Annotated in this window: 8 protein-coding genes and 1 pseudogene; 3 read left to right on the top strand and 6 right to left on the bottom strand. The window is 68.8% G+C overall.

The genetic code is table 11. The features are described 5' to 3' along the window. Nucleotides 1-3: 3 nt before the first annotated feature. On the bottom strand, nt 4-741 hold the full coding sequence (locus AC1RQC_RS31535; protein ID WP_492374287.1) for a GntR family transcriptional regulator: 738 nt from the start codon (nt 739-741) through the stop codon (nt 4-6). A 158-nt stretch (nt 742-899) separates the two neighbouring features. Here AC1RQC_RS31535 and AC1RQC_RS31530 point away from each other — a divergent pair, with 158 nt between their 5' ends. Both AC1RQC_RS31530 and AC1RQC_RS31525 read left to right on the top strand, forming a co-directional pair. After that, complete coding sequence (locus AC1RQC_RS31530) at nt 900-2,429, top strand: SLC13 family permease (protein WP_492885619.1); 1,530 nt, start codon at nt 900-902, stop codon at nt 2,427-2,429. A gap of 17 nt (nt 2,430-2,446) precedes the next feature. Then, the gene (locus AC1RQC_RS31525) at nt 2,447-4,855 is read left to right on the top strand and encodes a hypothetical protein (protein WP_492885617.1); all 2,409 of its coding nucleotides are present in this window, start codon (nt 2,447-2,449) and stop codon (nt 4,853-4,855) included. Between the two features lie 68 nt (nt 4,856-4,923). On the opposite strand, the gene AC1RQC_RS31520 is transcribed toward AC1RQC_RS31525, so the two are convergent. Beyond that, nucleotides 4,924-6,510: an ABC transporter substrate-binding protein gene (locus AC1RQC_RS31520; RefSeq protein ID WP_492885615.1), complete on the bottom strand. Its 1,587-nt coding sequence runs from the start codon at nt 6,508-6,510 to the stop codon at nt 4,924-4,926. A gap of 291 nt (nt 6,511-6,801) precedes the next feature. Between AC1RQC_RS31520 and AC1RQC_RS31515 the strand changes: the two are divergent. Beyond that, nucleotides 6,802-7,435, top strand: a pseudogene (locus AC1RQC_RS31515) (glutathione S-transferase family protein). A gap of 7 nt (nt 7,436-7,442) precedes the next feature. Here the strand turns inward: AC1RQC_RS31515 and AC1RQC_RS31510 are convergent. The 4 genes from AC1RQC_RS31510 to AC1RQC_RS31495 are packed head-to-tail and all read right to left on the bottom strand — an operon-like array spanning nt 7,443 to nt 17,816. Continuing rightward, entirely contained in the window at nt 7,443-8,840 is a 1,398-nt protein-coding gene (locus AC1RQC_RS31510; protein ID WP_492374292.1) for a hypothetical protein, read from the bottom strand. After that, a complete protein-coding gene (locus AC1RQC_RS31505; RefSeq protein WP_492885613.1) occupies nt 8,837-15,253 on the bottom strand; it encodes an AAA domain-containing protein in 6,417 nt (2,138 codons plus the stop codon). Before AC1RQC_RS31505 ends, AC1RQC_RS31510 begins: the two co-directional genes overlap by 4 nt. Then, nucleotides 15,250-15,939, bottom strand: coding sequence for a 4Fe-4S single cluster domain-containing protein (locus AC1RQC_RS31500; RefSeq protein ID WP_492374294.1), 690 nt, complete (start codon nt 15,937-15,939; stop codon nt 15,250-15,252). Before AC1RQC_RS31500 ends, AC1RQC_RS31505 begins: the two co-directional genes overlap by 4 nt. After that, complete coding sequence (locus tag AC1RQC_RS31495; RefSeq protein ID WP_492830303.1) at nt 15,936-17,816, bottom strand: AAA family ATPase; 1,881 nt, start codon at nt 17,814-17,816, stop codon at nt 15,936-15,938. Before AC1RQC_RS31495 ends, AC1RQC_RS31500 begins: the two co-directional genes overlap by 4 nt. Nucleotides 17,817-17,947 lie beyond the last annotated feature (131 nt).

Below are 17,947 nucleotides of genomic sequence, written 5' to 3'. Positions count from 1 at the left end.
CACTCACGCCGGCACCCGCACGCCGCCCGCGCTATTGAGCGCGAACTCATACCGCTCCGACCGTATGGAAAACAGCGTGTGCTCGCACACCGTGCCATCCGCTGTGAACGACGTGCGTTCCAGTTCCAGCAGCGGATGCGTGCGCGAGGTCTGCAGCACGGCCGCCAGGTGCTGGCCCGCCGAGCGCGCGCGGATGACGAGGTCGGCCCGGTCGACCGGCATGCCCAGCAACTGGCCGATCAAGGTGTAGGACGGATTGCGCTCGGCATCTTCCCAGCCGGGCGTGGCATCGCAGGCAATGTGGGTCTCGGCGAGCGCAATCGGCTCGCCATCGAGACGATGCAGGCGCTGCAAGGCGATGCAGTGGCCGAGCGCGGCGGGAAAGATACCGCGCAGCCGGGCCGGCACGGCGATCCGCTCCAGCGCGACCAGTTGCATCTCTGGCGCGTGTCCCTGCAGCACCAGCGAATCGTAGAAGCCGCGCAGCGTATCCAGGCCATGGCGCAGCCGCTTGTCGACCACGAAGGTGCCTTTGCCTTGCTTGCGCTCGACCAGGCCAGCATCAACCAGCCGCGTGATCGCGAGGCGCACCGTGACCCGGCTCACCCCGAAACGCTCGCCCAGCTCGGCCTCGGAAGGTAGCTTTCCAGACGGGTCGAAGCGCCGCTTCTGGATTTCTTCGCGCAACAAATCTGCGATCTGCTCGTACAGTGAAATGGCGTTCTCACGCGCAACACTCATGTAAAACCCTGTTGTATCAAAGGCTTGTGAAAAACAGCATAACAATATGCCAATGCCTTCGTTGGACATCTTGTATTAAAACGTATTATTGCCTTCCAAGGCCGGACTGACCAGTGCGGCGTCTTACGTGCGTATCGGGAAACCGCCAAGGAGCCGCAGTGAACTCTCCCCTCAACCCGTCATCGGCGCATTCGCGCGCCGGTTGGCAAGCATACCTGCACAAGCCGCCGGCCTGGTTCCGGCCGGGTCCATTGCGCAAAGCGCAGCTGGGCTTCGTGGCCGCGTGGATCGCCTTTTTCGCCATCCTGTTCGTGCTCCCGCAGCCGGAGGGCTTGCCGCCCGCAGGCCGCGCCACGCTGGCGGTGGTGGCCTGGGCGAGCCTGGTCTGGATGAGCGAGGCCGTGACGGTCGGCGTGAGCGGCATGCTGATCCCCGCCTTGCTGGTGCTGGCGCATGCGGTGACGCCGTTCTCCAAGGCGGCCAGCGGCTTTGCCACGCCCGTGGTGTTCCTGTGCCTGGCAGCGTTCATCTTCTCGGCCATCATGCAGGCGGCCGGGCTGGACCGGCGGATCGCCTTGTTCCTGCTCGACAAGCTGAAGACGCGTACCGCCAATGGCGTGATCTGGGTGATGTTCGTGGTCAACTTCGTGCTGGGCTTTCTCGTGCCGGCGGCCAATGCGCGCGCGGCTACGTTGCTGCCGGTCGTCAACGGCATCGTGGGCCTGTTTGGCGACTCGCCGCGTGAGCGCAGCGCGAAGAAGGCCATCGTGATTCAGTCGCTGGTGTATGGCTCGATGATCAGCGGCATGTGCATTCTCACCGCGCACCTGCCCAATATGGTGATCGTCGGCCTGCTGCAGAAGAACCTCGGCCTGCACATCTCCTATCTCGACTGGTTCAAGCTGCAATGGCCGTACCTGGGCATGTTCGTGCTGACCCAGTTGTGGGTGCAGTCCTACTTCAAGTCGCGCGCGGTCCGGCTGCCTGGCGGCCAGGCGGCGATTGCCGCCGAGCGTGCCGCGTTGCCGCCGGCAGGTGTGCAATCCAAAACGATCCTGGCGGTGTTTGCCGTGGTGGCTGTGCTGTGGGCGACCGAGTCGTGGCATGGCCTGCCTTCCGAAATCGTGGCCTTGCTCGGGCTGGCCGCGCTGTTCGTGCCCGGGTTGACGGGGCTGGGCTGGAGGGACATCCAGGCCCGCACGATCTGGGGCACGTTCTTCTTGCTGGCCGGCGCGCTGAGCCTGTCCTCCGCGATTGGCGAGACCGGCCTGGCGCCGTGGGTGGCCGACTGGCTGTACCGCTTCGCGGCGGGCCATCCGTGGTGGCTGGCGTTGCTGATCGTCATGCTCGGCACGCACGTGGCGCGCCTGGCCATGCTGTCCAACGTGGCCGCCGTGACGATGATCGCGCCGATCATGCTGGCGCTAGCACCCAAGCTCGGGCTGCATCCCGCCGCGTTCACCTTGCTGGTGTGCGACAGCGACAGCTTTGCCTACATCTTGCCCACGCAGATCACCGCGGCCGTGGTGGCCTATAGCAGCGGCACCTTCACCACGGCGGACTATGCCCGCGTGGGCGTGGTGTCGGTGCTGATCGGCATTGCCTACGGCCTGCTGGTCATGGCGCCCTGGTATGCCTACCTGGGCATCCCGGTGTGGGATGCCAGCGCGCCGTGGCCATTTCATTGACATCGGAGTTCCCCCCAATGACCGACAAGACAACACTGGCCGCGCGTTACGCCGCGCTGCGCGAGCGCCTGGGCACGCATCACGCGCCCGCCGGCCTGTACGAGCAGAACAAGGCGCTGCCGTTCGCCGGCCGGGTGAGCTGCTCCGTGAGCCGGCTGGAAGCGGGCGAATGGGCCGAGATCATCCTCGACTACGAGGTCGGTGCCTCCGGCGTGGCGGATGGCGCGTGGCTCAAGGCGACGTTCAAGTTCTACTCCGACTGGGCGCTGTTCCAGACCACCGACCCGGGCGGCGCCAATTACATCAGCGCCGAGTACCAGGCCGCGCCGCTTGTGCCTGGCCAGAGCCCCGCGAGCGTGCAATCGCTCAACGTGCGCTTCGAGCAGAAGGGGCATGAGCGCCCGTTCCAGAAAGCGATCATCGTCGATGTGGTCGATGGTTACCTGAATGCCGGCGATCACATCCTGATCCGCCTTGGCGACCGGCGCCGCGGCGGGCCCGGCACGCGCGTGCAGACCTTTATCGAAGACAGCTTTCGCTTCCGGCTCTATGTGGATCCGCTAGGCACTTCGCGCTTCGTGGCGGTGCCGGGCGATGCGGTGATCGATATCCACGCCGGGCAGCCGGCGCAGGTCCTGCTGCAGGCGCCGCGCTTTGCCCGGCCGGGCACGCCGTTGCCGCTCAGGGCTTCGCTGATGGACAGATGGGGCAATATCTGCGCTGCGGCAGGCGGCTCGATACGCCTTGCCGCGTGGCAAGGCTTTGAGCTTGTCCACCAGCGCGATTATCCCGTGCCCCAGGCGGGCTGGGCATCGGTGGGCATCGACGACCTGCCCGCCAGCGCCGGCACGCTGCGCCTGGAAGCTTCCCTGACGGATGCGCCCCGCGTTGCCAAGGGCTCGGCGTGGCTGACGGTCTTCGACGCAGCCGATGCGCCGCGCGCCTTCTACGCCGACTTGCATGTGCATGCGCACGACACGGTCGGCACCAATAGCCCGGCCTACAACGTGGCCTATGCGCGCGACGTGGGCGGCATCGATGTGTTCGGCTACACCGTCAACGATTTCCAGATCACCGATGCCAACTGGCAGCTTGGGCTGGAAGCCGTGGGAACCTTCAACGAGCCCGGCCGCTTTGTCGCTTACCCGGTGCAGGAGTGGTGCGGCAGCTCCACGGCGGGCGGGGATCACAACGTCGTGTTCCTTGGCGACGGCACGCCGGATTTTCCCTACAACGCCCGCGGCCAACACAATCGTACGCTGGTCTGGAACGAGGACATGAAGGGCACGGCGGCCGAGCTGGGGCGCTGGCCAGTCGAGGAGCTATGGGACGCCTATGTCGGCGCGCCCGAGCAGCACCTGATCATGCCGCACGTGGGCGGGCGGCGCTACATCCCGGACTGGCATCATCCCGAGCTCGAGCGGCTGGTGGAGATCGCTTCCAGCTGGGGGCATTTCGACTGGCTGTACCGCGATGTGATGGCGCGCGGCTACCAGCTGGGCGTGGCAGCCAGCGGCGACGAGCACCGTGGCCGCCCTGGCGGCGGCCCGCCCGGCGTGCAGGTGTTCGGCGTGCGCGGCGGGCTGACCGGCGTGCTGGCCGAGCGGCTGGACCGGCAGGCGATCGGCCGCGCACTGCGCGCGCGCCACACCTGGGCCAGCACCGGCGAGCACACGGCGCTGCTGGTGCGCTGCGGCGACTTCGTGCAGGGCGACGCATTCTCGCTGCCGGCCTCGCATCGCGGTCCGGCCCGGCTCGACTATCGCTTCCTCGGCCAGACCGGCTGGGAGTACCTGGCGGCCTATGATCACAATGGCTTGATCTGGGAGCGCAACCTGCATCGGGAGGCGGGCTTCTCCGAGCGCCTGATCCGCGTGCGCTGGGGCGGCGCGCGGATCCGTGACCGCTATCGCTGGGCCGCCTGGCAAGGCCGCATCCGCATTCTCAATGGCACGATCAACCGCTTCGGCGGGCACGGCTTCGAGCATCAGGAAGAAGCCTGCTGGCGCGAAGGCGCGACCGGCATCGGTTTTCGCAGCGATACCTATGGCGATGCGGACAGCGTGGAAATCGACGTGAGCAACCTCGCTGCCGCGCGCATCGTGATCGAAGGGCACATCGACAGCTTCATCAAGGTGGGAGATCCGCTGCAGCGCAACCCCTTCGCCCATGCGCCGGATTTTCGCTGGGAGGTCAGCGGCGCCGAACTGCTCGCCAATGACGGTCTGCGGCTGGAGCTGGGCGGCACGGAACTGTTTATCGCGCTGGAGCGGCTCACCGACAAGGCATTGCCGGTGGACGTGAGCGGCGTGGTCGACGTCGAGCCGGTGAACGGGCCCCATGGCCACCGCCCGGTGTACTTCCATGGCCGGGAACGAGACGACGGCAAGGTGTGGTCGTCGGCTCAGTTCATCACCTTCGCGTGAGGCATGGCGCGCGGCGATGGCGTGACCGGCGCGCTGGCGCGCCGGTCATCGAGGTGACGGGCTAACGCTCAGGAGCCTTTGCTGATGGCGAATGCGTAGGTACGCTCATCCTGGCGCGGCACCACCTTGTACCCCTTCTTCGCCGCCCATGCGTTGATCTGGAAATACAGCGGGATCACACCGTAATCCTTGATCCCGATCTCGGTCGCGTCCTGCAGCAACTTCTCGCGCGCGCGATCGTCGATGGTGGTCAGCGCCGTGGCCAGCTTGGCATCCAGCGCCGGATTGCTATAGCGGCCGCGATTGGATGCGCCCCAGCCCTTGGCCGGATCGTAGGTGGCCAGCAGCGACTTCAGCGACGAGCCAGCCTCGCCCGTGTCCGCGCCCCAGCCGGCGAGCATGAAGGAGAACTCCAGCTTGTTGGCGCGCGTGAAGAAGGTGGCGGACGGCATGGCTTCAACCCGGGTCTGGATGCCGACGCGCGCGAGCATGGAGGCAATCGCCTGCGCGACTTGTTCGTCGTTGACGTAGCGGTTGTTGGGCGCGTGCAGCGTGAGCGCGAAGCCGTCGGGATAGCCCGCGTCCGCCAGCAGCTTCTTGGCGCCTGCGGCGTCGAAGGTGTCAGGCTTGAGGCTCGGCACATGGCCGAACAACGTGGAGTTCACGAGCTGCCCGGTGGGCTCGGCGGCGCCTTCCATCACGCGGTCGACGATGGCCTGGCGCGAGATGGCGTGCGAGATGGCGGCGCGCACGCGCGCATCCTTGAGCGGGTTCCTGGCGAGCGGCTTGCCGGCCTTGTCGGTGACGAAGGGGGTGACGTCGCGGTTGCTGTCCAGGTGCAGGTACATCATGCGGAAGGTCGGCACCTTGAACACGCTCACGCCGGGATCGGCGGAGAGCTTGCGGATATCCGAGGTGGGCACGTTCTCGATGACCTGCACGTCGCCGGCGAGCAGCGCGGCCACGCGCGGCGCGTCGTTGGTGAGGATGCGCAGCGATACGGTGTCCCACTCCGGCTTGTTGCCCCAGTAGCTGTCGTTGCGCGTCAGCTCGATGCGGTCGCCCTTGCGGAAGCTGACGAACTTGTACGGGCCGGTGCCGACCATCGCGCGGCCGCTGTTGAAGTCGTCGCCGCTGGCGTTCTCCGCGACCTTCTTCGACAGCATGTAGATGGTGGAGAGGTCATTGGGCACCAGCGGATAAGGGCCGTGGGTTGTGATGCGCACGGTCAGCTTGTCGACCGCGGTGATGTCCTTGAAGCCCTTGGTGTAGATGGTGTACGGCGACGGGCTGTTCTTGACCGTGGCGGGGCGGTTCAGCGAGTAGACCACGTCGGCCGAGGTGAACTCGCTGCCGTCGTGGAACTTCACGCCGGGGCGCAGCTTGATTTCCCAGGTGGTGTCGTCGACCGGCTTCCACGAGAGCGCCAGCGCGGGCTTGAAGCGCATCTTCTCGTCCTTGGCGATCAGGGCCTCGAACATATGCTCGGCCACGTTCGCGTTGGGCGTGACGTTGTGATAGTGCGGGTCCAGCGAGGTGATGTCCCCCGACATGCCGATGGTGAGGCTGGCAGCAACAGCGGTTGGGGAGAGTGCGGCGCAGGCGAGGCTTGTGGCAAGTGCTGCGGCGCCAAGGGCGCGGCGGATGATCGTCATCGATGGGTCCCTGGTAGGCAAGATGCTGTGCAGGCATTGTCAGGAGATGCAGACATCCATGTCAAGGCGGGCAGACCCGCAGCGCCGGATGCACCGGGGTGAGGCGGCCGCGCACAGCGAGCGTGCGGTTTTGCGCAGTGCTTGCCCTGCCGCGTGGCACAAACTTCCGATTGTCCAACTCTCAAATGTCAACTGTCAGGCCGCAAATCGGCGCAACTGTGCCTGTGCGGCCTGACAGCCCGGCTTTATATTGGAAGCCATTCTCTTTGCGCCACGCGCGCCTCCCCGCCCATGCTGAAGATCCTCGGAAAGGCCTCCTCCATCAACGTCCGCAAGGTGCTCTGGTGCTGCGACGAACTCGGCTTGCCGTTCGTGCGCGAGGACTGGGGTTCGGGCTACCGCGCCACCGATACGGCGGAATTCCTCGCGCTGAATCCGAATGCGATGGTGCCGGTGCTCGATGACGACGGCTTTGTGCTTTGGGAATCGAACACCATCATTCATTCGCTATCTGGCGTCGCAGTATGGCGATGGCGATGGCGCCATCTACCCGGTTGCGGCGCGCGAGCGTGCGCGGGTGGACCAATGGATGGACTGGCAGGCGACGGAGCTGAACAATGCGTGGCGCTACGCGTTCATGGCACTGGTCAGGCAATCGCCTTTGCATCAGGATGCCGCGGCGCTTGCCGCGTCCGTCGGCGACTGGTCTCGGCATATCGGCATCCTGGAGCGGCAACTGTCAGGTACCGGTGGCTATGTGGCTGGCGATCGCTTCACGCTGGCGGATATCCCGATCGGCCTGTCGGTGAACCGCTGGTACGCCACGCCACAGCCGCATCCAGACTATCCTGCGGTAGCCGCCTATTTCGAGCGGCTTGGCGGCCGGGAGGGTTTCGTGCGCCACGGCCGCAACGGCATTCCCTGACGGGTGGCTACGCGCGTGGCAGCGTGCGCTGCAGCGGCGCAGCCGTCGCGGGGGCAGCCTGCGCGGGATCGTTCTCCAGCGTCGCGACCCGCAATGGCGCGGCGCCCACCGGCAGCGCGCGCTCGATCTCGATGCCTGCGCCACGCTGCGCCACCAGTGCCTGCAAACGGGTGAATTCGCCGCACCAGAGGGTCTCGATATCACGGTCGCGGCTGGTGTCGCGTGTCTCGGAGAAGGCCACGGCGCGCACTTGCAGCCGTGCGCTGTCGCCGGCGCCACCAAGTTCCACGCCATAGCCCGGCGTGGCAGTCTTGCGCAGCGCCACCTTGCCGTGCTCTGCCCATGCGGTCGCCATGCCTTCGCGCACCTCGTAGCCAAGGCTGGCCAGGCCTCCCAGCACGGCCTCGCGGCGGGCGAGCGCGGCTTGACGCTGGAGCAGGGTTTCGAGCATTGCTTCGCCGTGCTCGCATTGCGCACCGATGGTGGCTGCGTCCGCCGCCTGGCGCGCAATGTCGATGATTTTGCGCAGGGCGAGAGCGTCCTGATCCGGGGCGCCGGATCCCAACGTGCCAAGGCTGTCCAGGCGCGCCGCCAGCGTATCCAGGCGCAGCAGGCAGGCGGCACGCACCTGGCGCTCCCGCGCTGCCGCGGCAAGATCCAGCAACAGGCTGTCCAGCAGCATGCTGTGCCGTGCCGATGCCGTCTCGGCCTGGGCGTTGGCTGCGCGCGCGGCGAAGCCGGCGGCGGCGTCGTGGTCATCCAGCGCTTCCAGCATGCCGATGTGACGATCGATCTGGCGCAGGCGCGCATCGGTGGCGCCGGGCTGGCGCGCCTGCCATTGCGACAGCGTTTCGGTGGGCTCGCCAGCCGACAGGGCGTTGGCGAGCGCGCGCTGCGCATCGCTCAGCGCGGCTTGCTCTTCCGGCGGCGCCATCAGGGTGAAGCCGCGTGCAAGCGCAGCCTGCGCTTGCGGGCCATGCAGGGTGCCGTCTTCGATGGCCTGCAGCGCCGTCAGCAAATCCGCTGGCAAAGCCCGTTGCTGACCCCGCTGCTGATCCGCGCGGCGCAATGTGGCGGCGTTCTGCATCAACTGCCGCTGCTGCTGGCGGGCCTGTCCGGCTTGCTCCGCGCAACGCTGCCGGCATGCCTCGAGATCGCCCTGCAGGAAGGCAAGCTCAGCCGCGGCGCCGCGCTGCAGCGCCTCGAACCGATCGGCTTCCAGCAGCGCCTGCAGGCCGGCGCGGCGCTCGCGCGTGGCCGCCAGCGTGGCTTGGTCGAGCTGTCCCAGGCGCTGTCCTTCGTGGCTCCAGTTGGCGATGGCGTGGTCGAGTCGCGCGAGCTGGTCGCGCCCGCGTGCGATGCGCTCTTCCCGGGTGACTACCCGGACTACCTTGGGGCCGCTCATGGCGTCGCTCCTGTCGATGCCGCTTCGGCGGCGGCATGCGTGGCGGTTTCGCCCAGCGCTTCGTCCAGCTGCACCGCCGGGCGCGTGGCGGTTTCGATCGCTGCCTTCAGGCGTGCACGCTCGCTCTCGCCATCGTGGTACCAGCCGTGCGAGGAAACGCGGTGCATACGCGCGATGGCGCGCGCCAGGACCGAAGGGCGCCAGATCTCGCGGGCACGGGCGCGGGCCAGCAGCGCGTGGCGCGGCGCATCGCATTCGATGCCCAGCGCATACAGGCCGGTGCGCGGGTCCTCGATGGCATAGTCCAGCCCGAAGGCGTCGCCTTCGCTGGCCGGCGCGAGCTCCCATCCGAGGCTGCGGACATAGCTGGCTACCGCGGCCTTGAAACCGTCCTGGGGTGCATCGTCGACTTCGCTGCCGGCGCTGCGCGCGCTTTCCGCCCGTTCGCCTTGGAGCCTGCCGAGCAGGCCTTCGCAGGCGGGGAATTCACCGGCGGACAGCGTGCGGGCATACTCAAGATAGCTTTGCAGGAAGTCTCGCGGGATGGCCGGCGCGCGGCGCGTGGACAGCATGTCGGAAATATCGGAGATGGGCATCGAGGTCACCATTACCACCTTGCGGCGTGCCCGCGTGACGGCTACATTCAGGCGGCGCTCGCCGCCCTTCTGGCCGAGCACGCCGAAGTTGCGGCGAAAGCTCCCCTGGCCATTGCGGCCAAAGGTGGTGGAGAACACGATGATGTCGCGCTCGTCGCCCTGCACGTTTTCCACGTTCTTGACGAATACCGCCATGTCCTCGCCGCCTTCGCTGCGTTCGCGTTCCTCGCGGTAGGCGGCGCGGAAATCGCCGTCGCGCGAGGCGCGTGCCTCCAGCACTTCTTCGATCAGGTCGGCCTGCTTGCGGTTGAAGGTGACCACGCCCACCGAGGGCCGCTCGGCGAACGGCGCCTGCCATAGCGTGGCGAGCAGGTCTGCCACCTTCTCGGCTTCAGCGGGGTTGGTCTGGTTCTGGTAGAGGCCGTCCACGCGGATCAGCTCCACGGGCTTGTCCTGCAGGATGCGCGTGCGCGGATGGCGCACCGGCACGCTGAGCCGGCTGCCATAGAACGCAGCGTTGGAAAAGCCGATGAGTTCTCGGTAGGCCGAGCGGTAGTGGATCTGCAGCGTGGCGCTGGGCAAGGTGGTGCGGGCCAGTTGCAGCAGGTCGGGGCAATCCTTGATCTCGCGCCGGTTCCACTCCTCGTCAAAGGCGTCCTGCACGGCCTCGTCGGCGTTTTCGTCAGGGGCCTCGCCGTCGAACAGCTCGGCCTCGTCGCTCTCGATGCGGCTGGAGAAGAAGCTGGTCGGCGGCATCTGCTTCTCATCGCCGCTGACCACCGCGACGCGGCCGCGGAACAGGGTCGGCAACGCGTACTCGATGGGCATCTGCGAGGCTTCGTCGTAGATCACGGTGTCGAAGAGCCCTGCCTTGAGCGGCAGCACGCGGCTAGCCACGTCGGGGTTCATCAGCCACACCGGGCGCAGCGCCATGAGCCCCAGCGGCGCACCCAGCTCGATGAACTCCCGTAGCCTGCGCGCGCGCCGTCCGGTGAGGCGGGTGATGTCCTCCCATTCCTTGAGCGGGCGCACGCGGCTGCGCTCGATGCCATGAACCAGCAGTGCGCGGTTGAGCCGCCGCATCTCGACGTCGGCGGCGGCCAGCGCGCTCACGCGCGCCTCGGTTTCGCCGCGTTCGAGTTGCAGCGCCGGGTGATGCAGCTCAAGTTGCCGCTTCCAGGCGAGGCGCGCCTCCCGGTTGAGCAGGCGCCGCACCTCGGCCTCGAGCGTGTCGGCCGGTATCGCTTCGAGCGCTTGCTGCTTGTCGCGCAGCGTGGCGAACACGGCCAGCGCGTCAGGGCCGAGCTGGCTGGCGCGGCTGCGGAACCGCTGATAGGCCGGCAGCGTGGGCAATGCCGCCGCAAGCGGCGCCGTCAAAGGCGCGCTGTTCTTGTTGCCGCCAATGGCTTCATCACAGGCGGCAATCCAATCCGGCTCGCACCAGCCGGCCAGGCGTTGCAGCGCGGCGTGGCTGAGGCGGCGTGCTTCGCAGCGCGCGAAAGCCGCGTCGAATCCGGCCAGCAAGGCGACCACCGTCTCGCGCCGTCCGCTGGCGAGCGCGGCTTCGACCTGCTCGGCGCGAGGGGCTTGCGCGAGGCGATCGCACATTGCCGCTGCATCGTGCAGGCGGGCCTGCGCGTCGGCGCATAGCGCAGGGAGTGCCGGGCCGGCGTCGGTGGCGGGCGCGGGTAGCGAGAGGTGTTGCAGGATGTCGCGCAGGGCCTGGCGTGGCGCGCGCCATTGCTGTTCCAGCCGCGCTGCCATGGCCAGCGCCGTCAGCCGGCTGGAATCCGTCCCGGCCGCGGCATTGCCGCTGCAGCGTTGCAGCAAGGCCAGTTGCTTGCGCTGGCGCAGCCAGCGCGCCGGGCTAAGGCGGCCAAGCAGGCCGGCGGGCGTCGCCAGTTGCTCGGCGCGTGCGACCGCTGCGGCGAGTTCGCCTGCGTCGAGTGCGGCCAGCGCGGGCGACAGCACGGCATCATGCGCGTCCTGCGGGCAGTCGGCGAGCTGCTGTTGCACCTGCGCGAGCTGCGCCAGCAGTGCGGCGCCGCGAGTGGTCGCGCAAGAGGCCGTGCTGGCCGGCGCTGCGCCCAGCGCACGGAACAGTGGCAGCCAGCGTGCCAGGTCGGCGCGGCGCCCGTCGTCGAGCGCGAGCAACGCGTCGCCGTGGCTGGCGAGCCATGCGCGATGCGGGCCGGGATCTTCGACTTCGAATGCCGCGGGACGGTGCGCGAGCACATCGGCGCGCGCTTGTTCAGTTTGCACCAGGCGCTCGAAGTTCTCGCTGAAATCGGCGAGCGTGGCGCTGTCGGTGGCGAAGGGGCGCAGGCGCGCCAGCGGGCTGCCTTCGAAACGCGCGGGCAGCCAGTGCCGGGCCAGCGGTGCGCAGGCTTCTTCCAGCGCTGCAAGGCTGGCGGTGTCGAGCGGCTCCAGCCTGGCGCGCAGCGCCGGCACGTCCAGCGGTGGCCCGCCTTGTTCCAGCGCCACCAGTTCGCCCAGCAAGGCGCGGTAGCTCAGGCCAATGCGCGCATCGACCTGGTGCAGTGCTTGCTGGTGGCGGTCCAGTTCTCCCTCCAGCGCTTCGATGCGCGCGGCGACGCGCTCGCGTTGCGCGCGCCATGCGGGCGGACCGGCGTCAGGCGTCTTCAACAGCGCCTCGAGCTGCTCGCGCACGCCACGGATCACCGGCTCGCGGTCGCGGTTCACGTCGCTCAACATGACGATGCGCTGCTCCAGTCCTTCGGCAACCAGCCGCTTTCGCACCACGTCGAGCGCGGCCTGCTTCTGGCACACGATCAGCAGGCTGCGCTGGCGGCCGAGCGCATCGGCCACCATATTGACGATGGTCTGGCTCTTGCCGGTTCCGGGCGGGCCTTCGACCAGCAGGCCCGGCGCCCGCCGCGCCTGCAACACTGCCGCTTCCTGCGAGGGATCGCTCGCCACGGTGAAGTAGCGCTCGCGCTCTGGCGGCTGCGTGGCGTCGGTGGCGTCGGCCGCTTCGGTTGCAGCGTCGGCATCCGGCGCGGCAGCATGGCCCGCGCCCAGCCGCAACGCGGTCTCCAGCCCCGTGCCGCCGCCAGGCAGGGTCTTGAGCTGCCGCAGGTCCTCGCCGACCGCCTGGCCCATGAAGGTGACATGGAACAGCACTGCCGCGCACGACAGGGCGTCCTGATAAGGCTGCACCTGCGTGTCGAGTCCGGGCAGGCGCCCCAGCACACGCTCGCTCGCGCTGGCCAGCGTGCCGAAGGCGTCCATCACCTCGCCGGCCTTGAGCGCGGAGCGCCCCAGCAGCTCGTCGGCGGCGTCGCGCCAGCGGCGGCTGGCCTCCATGCCCAGCAGCGCTTCCAGCGCCGGGTTCAGGCGCACCTCTTCGCGCTCGCCGTCGAAGGCCAGCGCTGCCTGGCCCCGGCTGCCGACTTCCAGCAACAGCTTGACCGGCCACAACAGCACTGGCGCGATGCGGGTCTTGGTGTTGCCGCGCGCGTCGCGCGTGAGTAGGAACGGAAAGCCGAGGTAGAGGCCGTCGATGCCGGTATCGCGACGGTAGAGCGTGCTGTGCCGGTACAGGCTCTGCAGGCGCAGCTCCAGCTCGGGGCGCTCGCCGAAGAGGGCGGGGTCCAGCGAGATCGGCTGCGCATTGCGCTGGAGCAAGTGGTCGAGCAACGCGCCGGCGGGACGGCGCGCGCTGTCGAGCTCGCGCAGGTCGATGCGCGCGGTAGTCTTGCCGATGCTCATGCGCACCAGCGGCCCGCGCAGCACGGCGGTGGCCACCTTCTTCTGGAAGAAGTCGAGGATGTCGGCCACGTATTGCTGCTTTTGCGGCGCGAGCCATTGCTCTGGCGGCACCGCCAGCAGCACCAGCGCCTGCGCCAGCGGCAGCCGCCGCTCCAGGCGGAACTGCGCGGCCCAGCCATCGACCGCGGCCACGCTGCTGCGCGCGAAGCCTTCCAGGCGCGCGTCCACCGCCTGCCAGATCACCTGCCGGCCCTGTTCGAGCCAGGCGCGCGCGGTGTTGTCGCTGAACGCGAGCACGTCCTCGCGCCGGGCCAGCGCCGCGGCTTGCTCGACGATCGCATCGATCGAGCGGAACTGGCCGGGCGCGGCGGACAGCAGCACGATCAGGTCTTCCTCGCCAATCAGCCGGCGCTCGGCCAGCGACAGCACGCCGGCATGGCTGCTGTCCGGTAGCAGTCGCCGGCGCGCCTCCCACAGCGCGGCGAGACGCGCGCGCGAGCTCGACAACAAGTGGATGCGCAGGCTGTCCTCGTCAAGCTCGATCTCCAGGCTGCGCGCGCGCTGGCGCACCTGGGCCGCGCGGATCTTGAGGCGGACCAGCCAGTGCTCGTTGTCGAAGCGGGACAGCAGGTCGGGCGCCAGGCCTGCGAGCAGCGCGTAGCCCTGCTGTGGATGCTGCAGCAGCCAGCCCGGCGTGACAATGTCGCCGCGCAGGATCAGCGGCATTTCCGGGTTGAGCAGCTTGAGGGCGAGCATCAGGCGGAAATCGTCTTCCAGGCCCTCGTTGCGCGCCACTTCGCGCAGGCCGGACAGGCGCTGCGCGGGCAGCGCGGCATCCTGCGCCCAGGTCACGATGACGCCGCGCCGCAGGTGGTCGCCGGCCTGGTCCCAGTTGCCGGCTTCCGCGGCGGCGAGTGCAAGCTGCGCCGGGCTGCGGTAGCGCCGGCCGCCCAGTTCGATGGCGCTGGCGGCGCTGCTGTCGTGCTCGGTGGCCTGCTCGCTGCTGTCGGCGGGGGTATCGACTGCCTCGCCATGCAGCCATGCCTGCACCTGCGGCCATTGCCAGCGCTGATTGCGGTCTCGCGCCAGCAGGCCGCGCAGCAGCAGGCGCAATTCGGGATCGAGGTCATCGGGCAGCGCCACACCGTTGGCCAGCACGTGGATCAGGAAGGCCTGCGGATGGATGTCCGCGAAGCAGGCGCCGCCGGTGACCTGCTCCAGCAGGATCATGCCCAGGCTCCACCAGTCGGAGGCGGCCGCGACGCCGCCGGCGATGGCTTCGGGCGCCATATAGCGCGAGGTCTCCAGCGGCGAGACGATGTCGAGGTCGAAGTCCGACAGCCGCGCCGAGCCGAAGCCGCTGACCACCAGGTCGAGCGGCTCGCGCTGGCGCACCAGCAGCGTGCCGGGGCGCAGGTCGCGGTGGCGCAGCCCGGCTTCCGAGAACACATGCAGCGCCTCGCCAAGCTCGCGCACGATATGGCGAATCCGCTCGAGGTCGCCGGCGACGATGCCAAGGTCGGCCAGCGTGCCGCCGCTGAGTTCCTCGGCCACTTCATAGGCACGCTCCTGCCAGCGCCCGGTGGCAAGGATCTCTGGCACGTGAGCGCGCGGCAGGCGTTGCAGCAGCGCGTAGACGGCCGGGTCGGGCTCGGCGCCGGCGCGGTAGAGCGTCAGCACGGCGTGGCGTTGCGTATCGACCTGCTGCGCGGCATATCGCTCGCGCACGCCGTCGGTGCTGGCGATGCGGTGCAGCAGGCGCCAGCCGGCGATGACGTTGGCTTCGGCGTTGGCTTCGGCGTTGGCGTTCAGCACATCGCCTGCCGGATCGGCTCCGCATTGCAGGCAGATCAGGTCGTCGGCGGCCATCGGGTGGCCATTGAGGCAGTGGCCTGGCACCACGCCGGACGCCTGCTGCGCGGCGGCAGGCGTAGCGGTGGTTGCCGTTGCCGCGGGGCGCCAGCCCGGCGCATGGATCGCTTCGCCAGACAGGTCCCAGCCGCAGGGCGCGTGGCCGAACAAGCCTTCACAGAAGATCTCCGCCAGTGAACGTTCGGTCTGGCAGTTGGGGCAAAAACGCATCATGGCTGGGAGTATCCGTTGGGTTCGGGCCGCCTGGCGGCGCGGTCCTCGGTGATGGTGATGGTGTGGCCCTGGGCCTGCAGCAGCGCGCGCAGCCGCCCGAGGTCGCCGCGCCGGGGGATGCCGGCCAGCCACACGGTACCGTCGTCGTCGAACATCAGGTCGAGCGCGCGATCGTGTGCGGCCAGCGGGCGCTCGAAGGCGCCGAAGCGCGCGCGGCCAAGCGGGGTGAGCAGGTGCAGGCGCTGGTTGTCGCTGCCGCGCAGCGCCAGCGTCTGCGGCGCGCGCAGCGCGAACGGGTCGGATATCAGCGCGTCGATCAGGCCGTCGGCGCGCGCCAGCACGGGTGCCAGCGCCTCGATGGGATGGCCGCTGTAGACCAGGATGTCGAGCGGGCAGGCCGCGCGCAGCGCATGCAGCAGCGCCATCAGGCCCTCCGGCTGCTCGAACGGCTCGCCGCCCGAGATGGTGACGCCCTCGGCCTGTGCCAGCCAGGGTGCCAGCGTCGCCATCAACGTTGTCACGCTCACGCTGCGCCCGCTACCGGCCTGCCAGGTGTCTGCCGAGATGCAGCCGGGGCAGCGGATCGAGCAGCCTTGCAGCCAGATGCCGACGCGCTGCCCTGGGCCGAGCGTCGTGACGGGGAAATGCAAGCGCGACAAATCCAGCGCTGCCTCGGCGCCGCTCACAGGCGTTGCAGGCTGAGCTGCGTGAAGGCGCCGGTTGTCAGGCCGGCGATCTCGAAGCGCTCGCCCGGCTGCGCGTCCTGGTCGAACAGCGCGCGCGCCAGCGGGTTTAGCAGGTGGGCTTCGACCTGGTTGCGGATGCCGCGCCCGCCGTTGGTGAGATCGGCCAGGCAGCGCTCGCGCAGCGCTTGCAATGCACCGGCGGCCAGCCTCAGGTGCAGGTCCTGGCGCGCCAGGTCGGCCAGCACGTTGTCCACCATCTGCGTGAAGATCTGCGCGGCGATATCGGCGCGGATGAAATCGAACACGATCACGTTCTCGCCGATGCGGTTGAGGATCTCCGGGCGATTCAGCTCCAGCTTGAAGTAGCGCTCGATCTCGCTGCGCACCTTGGCCTGTACCGCCTCGAAGGGCTCGGCCGGGTTGACGTTGGCCACCCGCTGGCCATCTGCGCCGGTGCGGTAGATGCCCAGGTTGGAGGTGAACACGATCAGCGCCTCGGAGAAATACACGCGGTCGCCGCGCCCCGAGGTCAGCACGCCGTCGTCCAGGATCTGCAGGAACTTGTCGAGGATGCGCGGATGGGCCTTCTCGATCTCGTCGAACAGCACCACCGCAAAGGGCTTTTCGCGGATCGCGTTGGTCAGCTCGCCGCCCACGTCATAGCCGACGTAGCCGGGCGGCGCGCCGATCAGGCGCTGGTCGGCGTGCTCGGCGCTGAACTCGGACATGTCGAAGCGGATGTAGGCGCTCTCGTCGCCGAACAGCAGGCTGGTGATGGTCTTGGCCAGCTCGGTCTTGCCCACGCCGGTGGGCCCGGCCAGGAAGGCCACGCCGCGCGGCCGTCCGCCGCGCCGCCCGCCGCCCACGCCGGTCATGGCGCGCTTGACGATATCGAGCATGTGCGTGGCCGCGTGGCCCTGGCCCTTGACCCGGCGGCTAATGAATTCGCTCGCGCCGCGGATGCGGTTGCGATCGATCTTCAGCCAGGGGTCCTCGGTGACGCCCACCTTGTAGCGGCGCACCGCGTCGGTCACCTGGGCCAGCGGCACGCCTTCTACGCGCGCCAGTTGCGCGATGGCGTTCAGATCGAGCAGCAGCATGCCCTCGGTGTCATCGACGAAAGCCTGCTGCGCCTGCTGGATGGCCTGCGCATCGGCGTCCTGCGCGCCCGCCAGGCCGCGCAGCAGCGCCGGTGCCAGCGCGCGGCGGGCGTGGTGATCGGGCTTGGCCACTGGGATATGGCGCAGGCGCGGGTTGCCCACCAGCAGCCAGTCGGGGAGGTCGCCTTCCTTGTCGACCACCCACAGGATGCTGTTGAAGAAGGGCTTGCGCGCCGTGCCGGCCGGGCGCGAGCGGACCTGGTGCGACAGCACCAGCGCGCGGGTGAACAACTGGTGTTCGGCGGGGCTGGGGTTGTCTGCGCGCGTGAGCAGCCGCGAAGCGAAATCCACAATCAGCGCCAGCGGCTCGCCGGGGTGCGCGGCGAAGCGCTCCAGCGTGGCGCCGAGCAGGTCGATGCCGGCATTGGCGCGGCCTTCGCTCACGGTCAGGCCGAATTGCTGCAGGATGGCCTCGGCCGGTTTGCTGTCTTCGCCGGGCGCGCACAGCGCCTGGAAGCCTGCTATCGGGTCGTAGAGAAAAACATGGGCGTAGCCCGCTTCGCGCAGGGCGCCATGCATGGCTAACGCGAAGGACTGCGGCGCGATGACGCCGGGCGCCACCTCGCAGGCCTGCAGGTCGCGTACGCTGCCCGACAGCACGAATTGGCTCTTGAGCGGCAGGAAGCGCAGCAGGTCGCGCAGCCAGCGCGGGCGGGTGAAGGCGGGGGCAGCGGCGGCTGCAGCCGCTGAAGCGTTTGCGGGTTCGGTACCGGACATGGGCGGGCTCGGGAAGATCCAGGAGCGCGCGGCCGTGTGCCGCGCGCGCACCATGCGGATTCTATCCCCCGTGCGCCATCATGCCGGCACCGATACCAGATTGTTACCACGCGGGGCGGGCAAGACCCGCC

It is taken from the genome of Cupriavidus sp. GW822-FHT03E04, from assembly GCF_058801495.1.
This window is presented reverse-complemented; position numbering and strand designations above follow the sequence as displayed.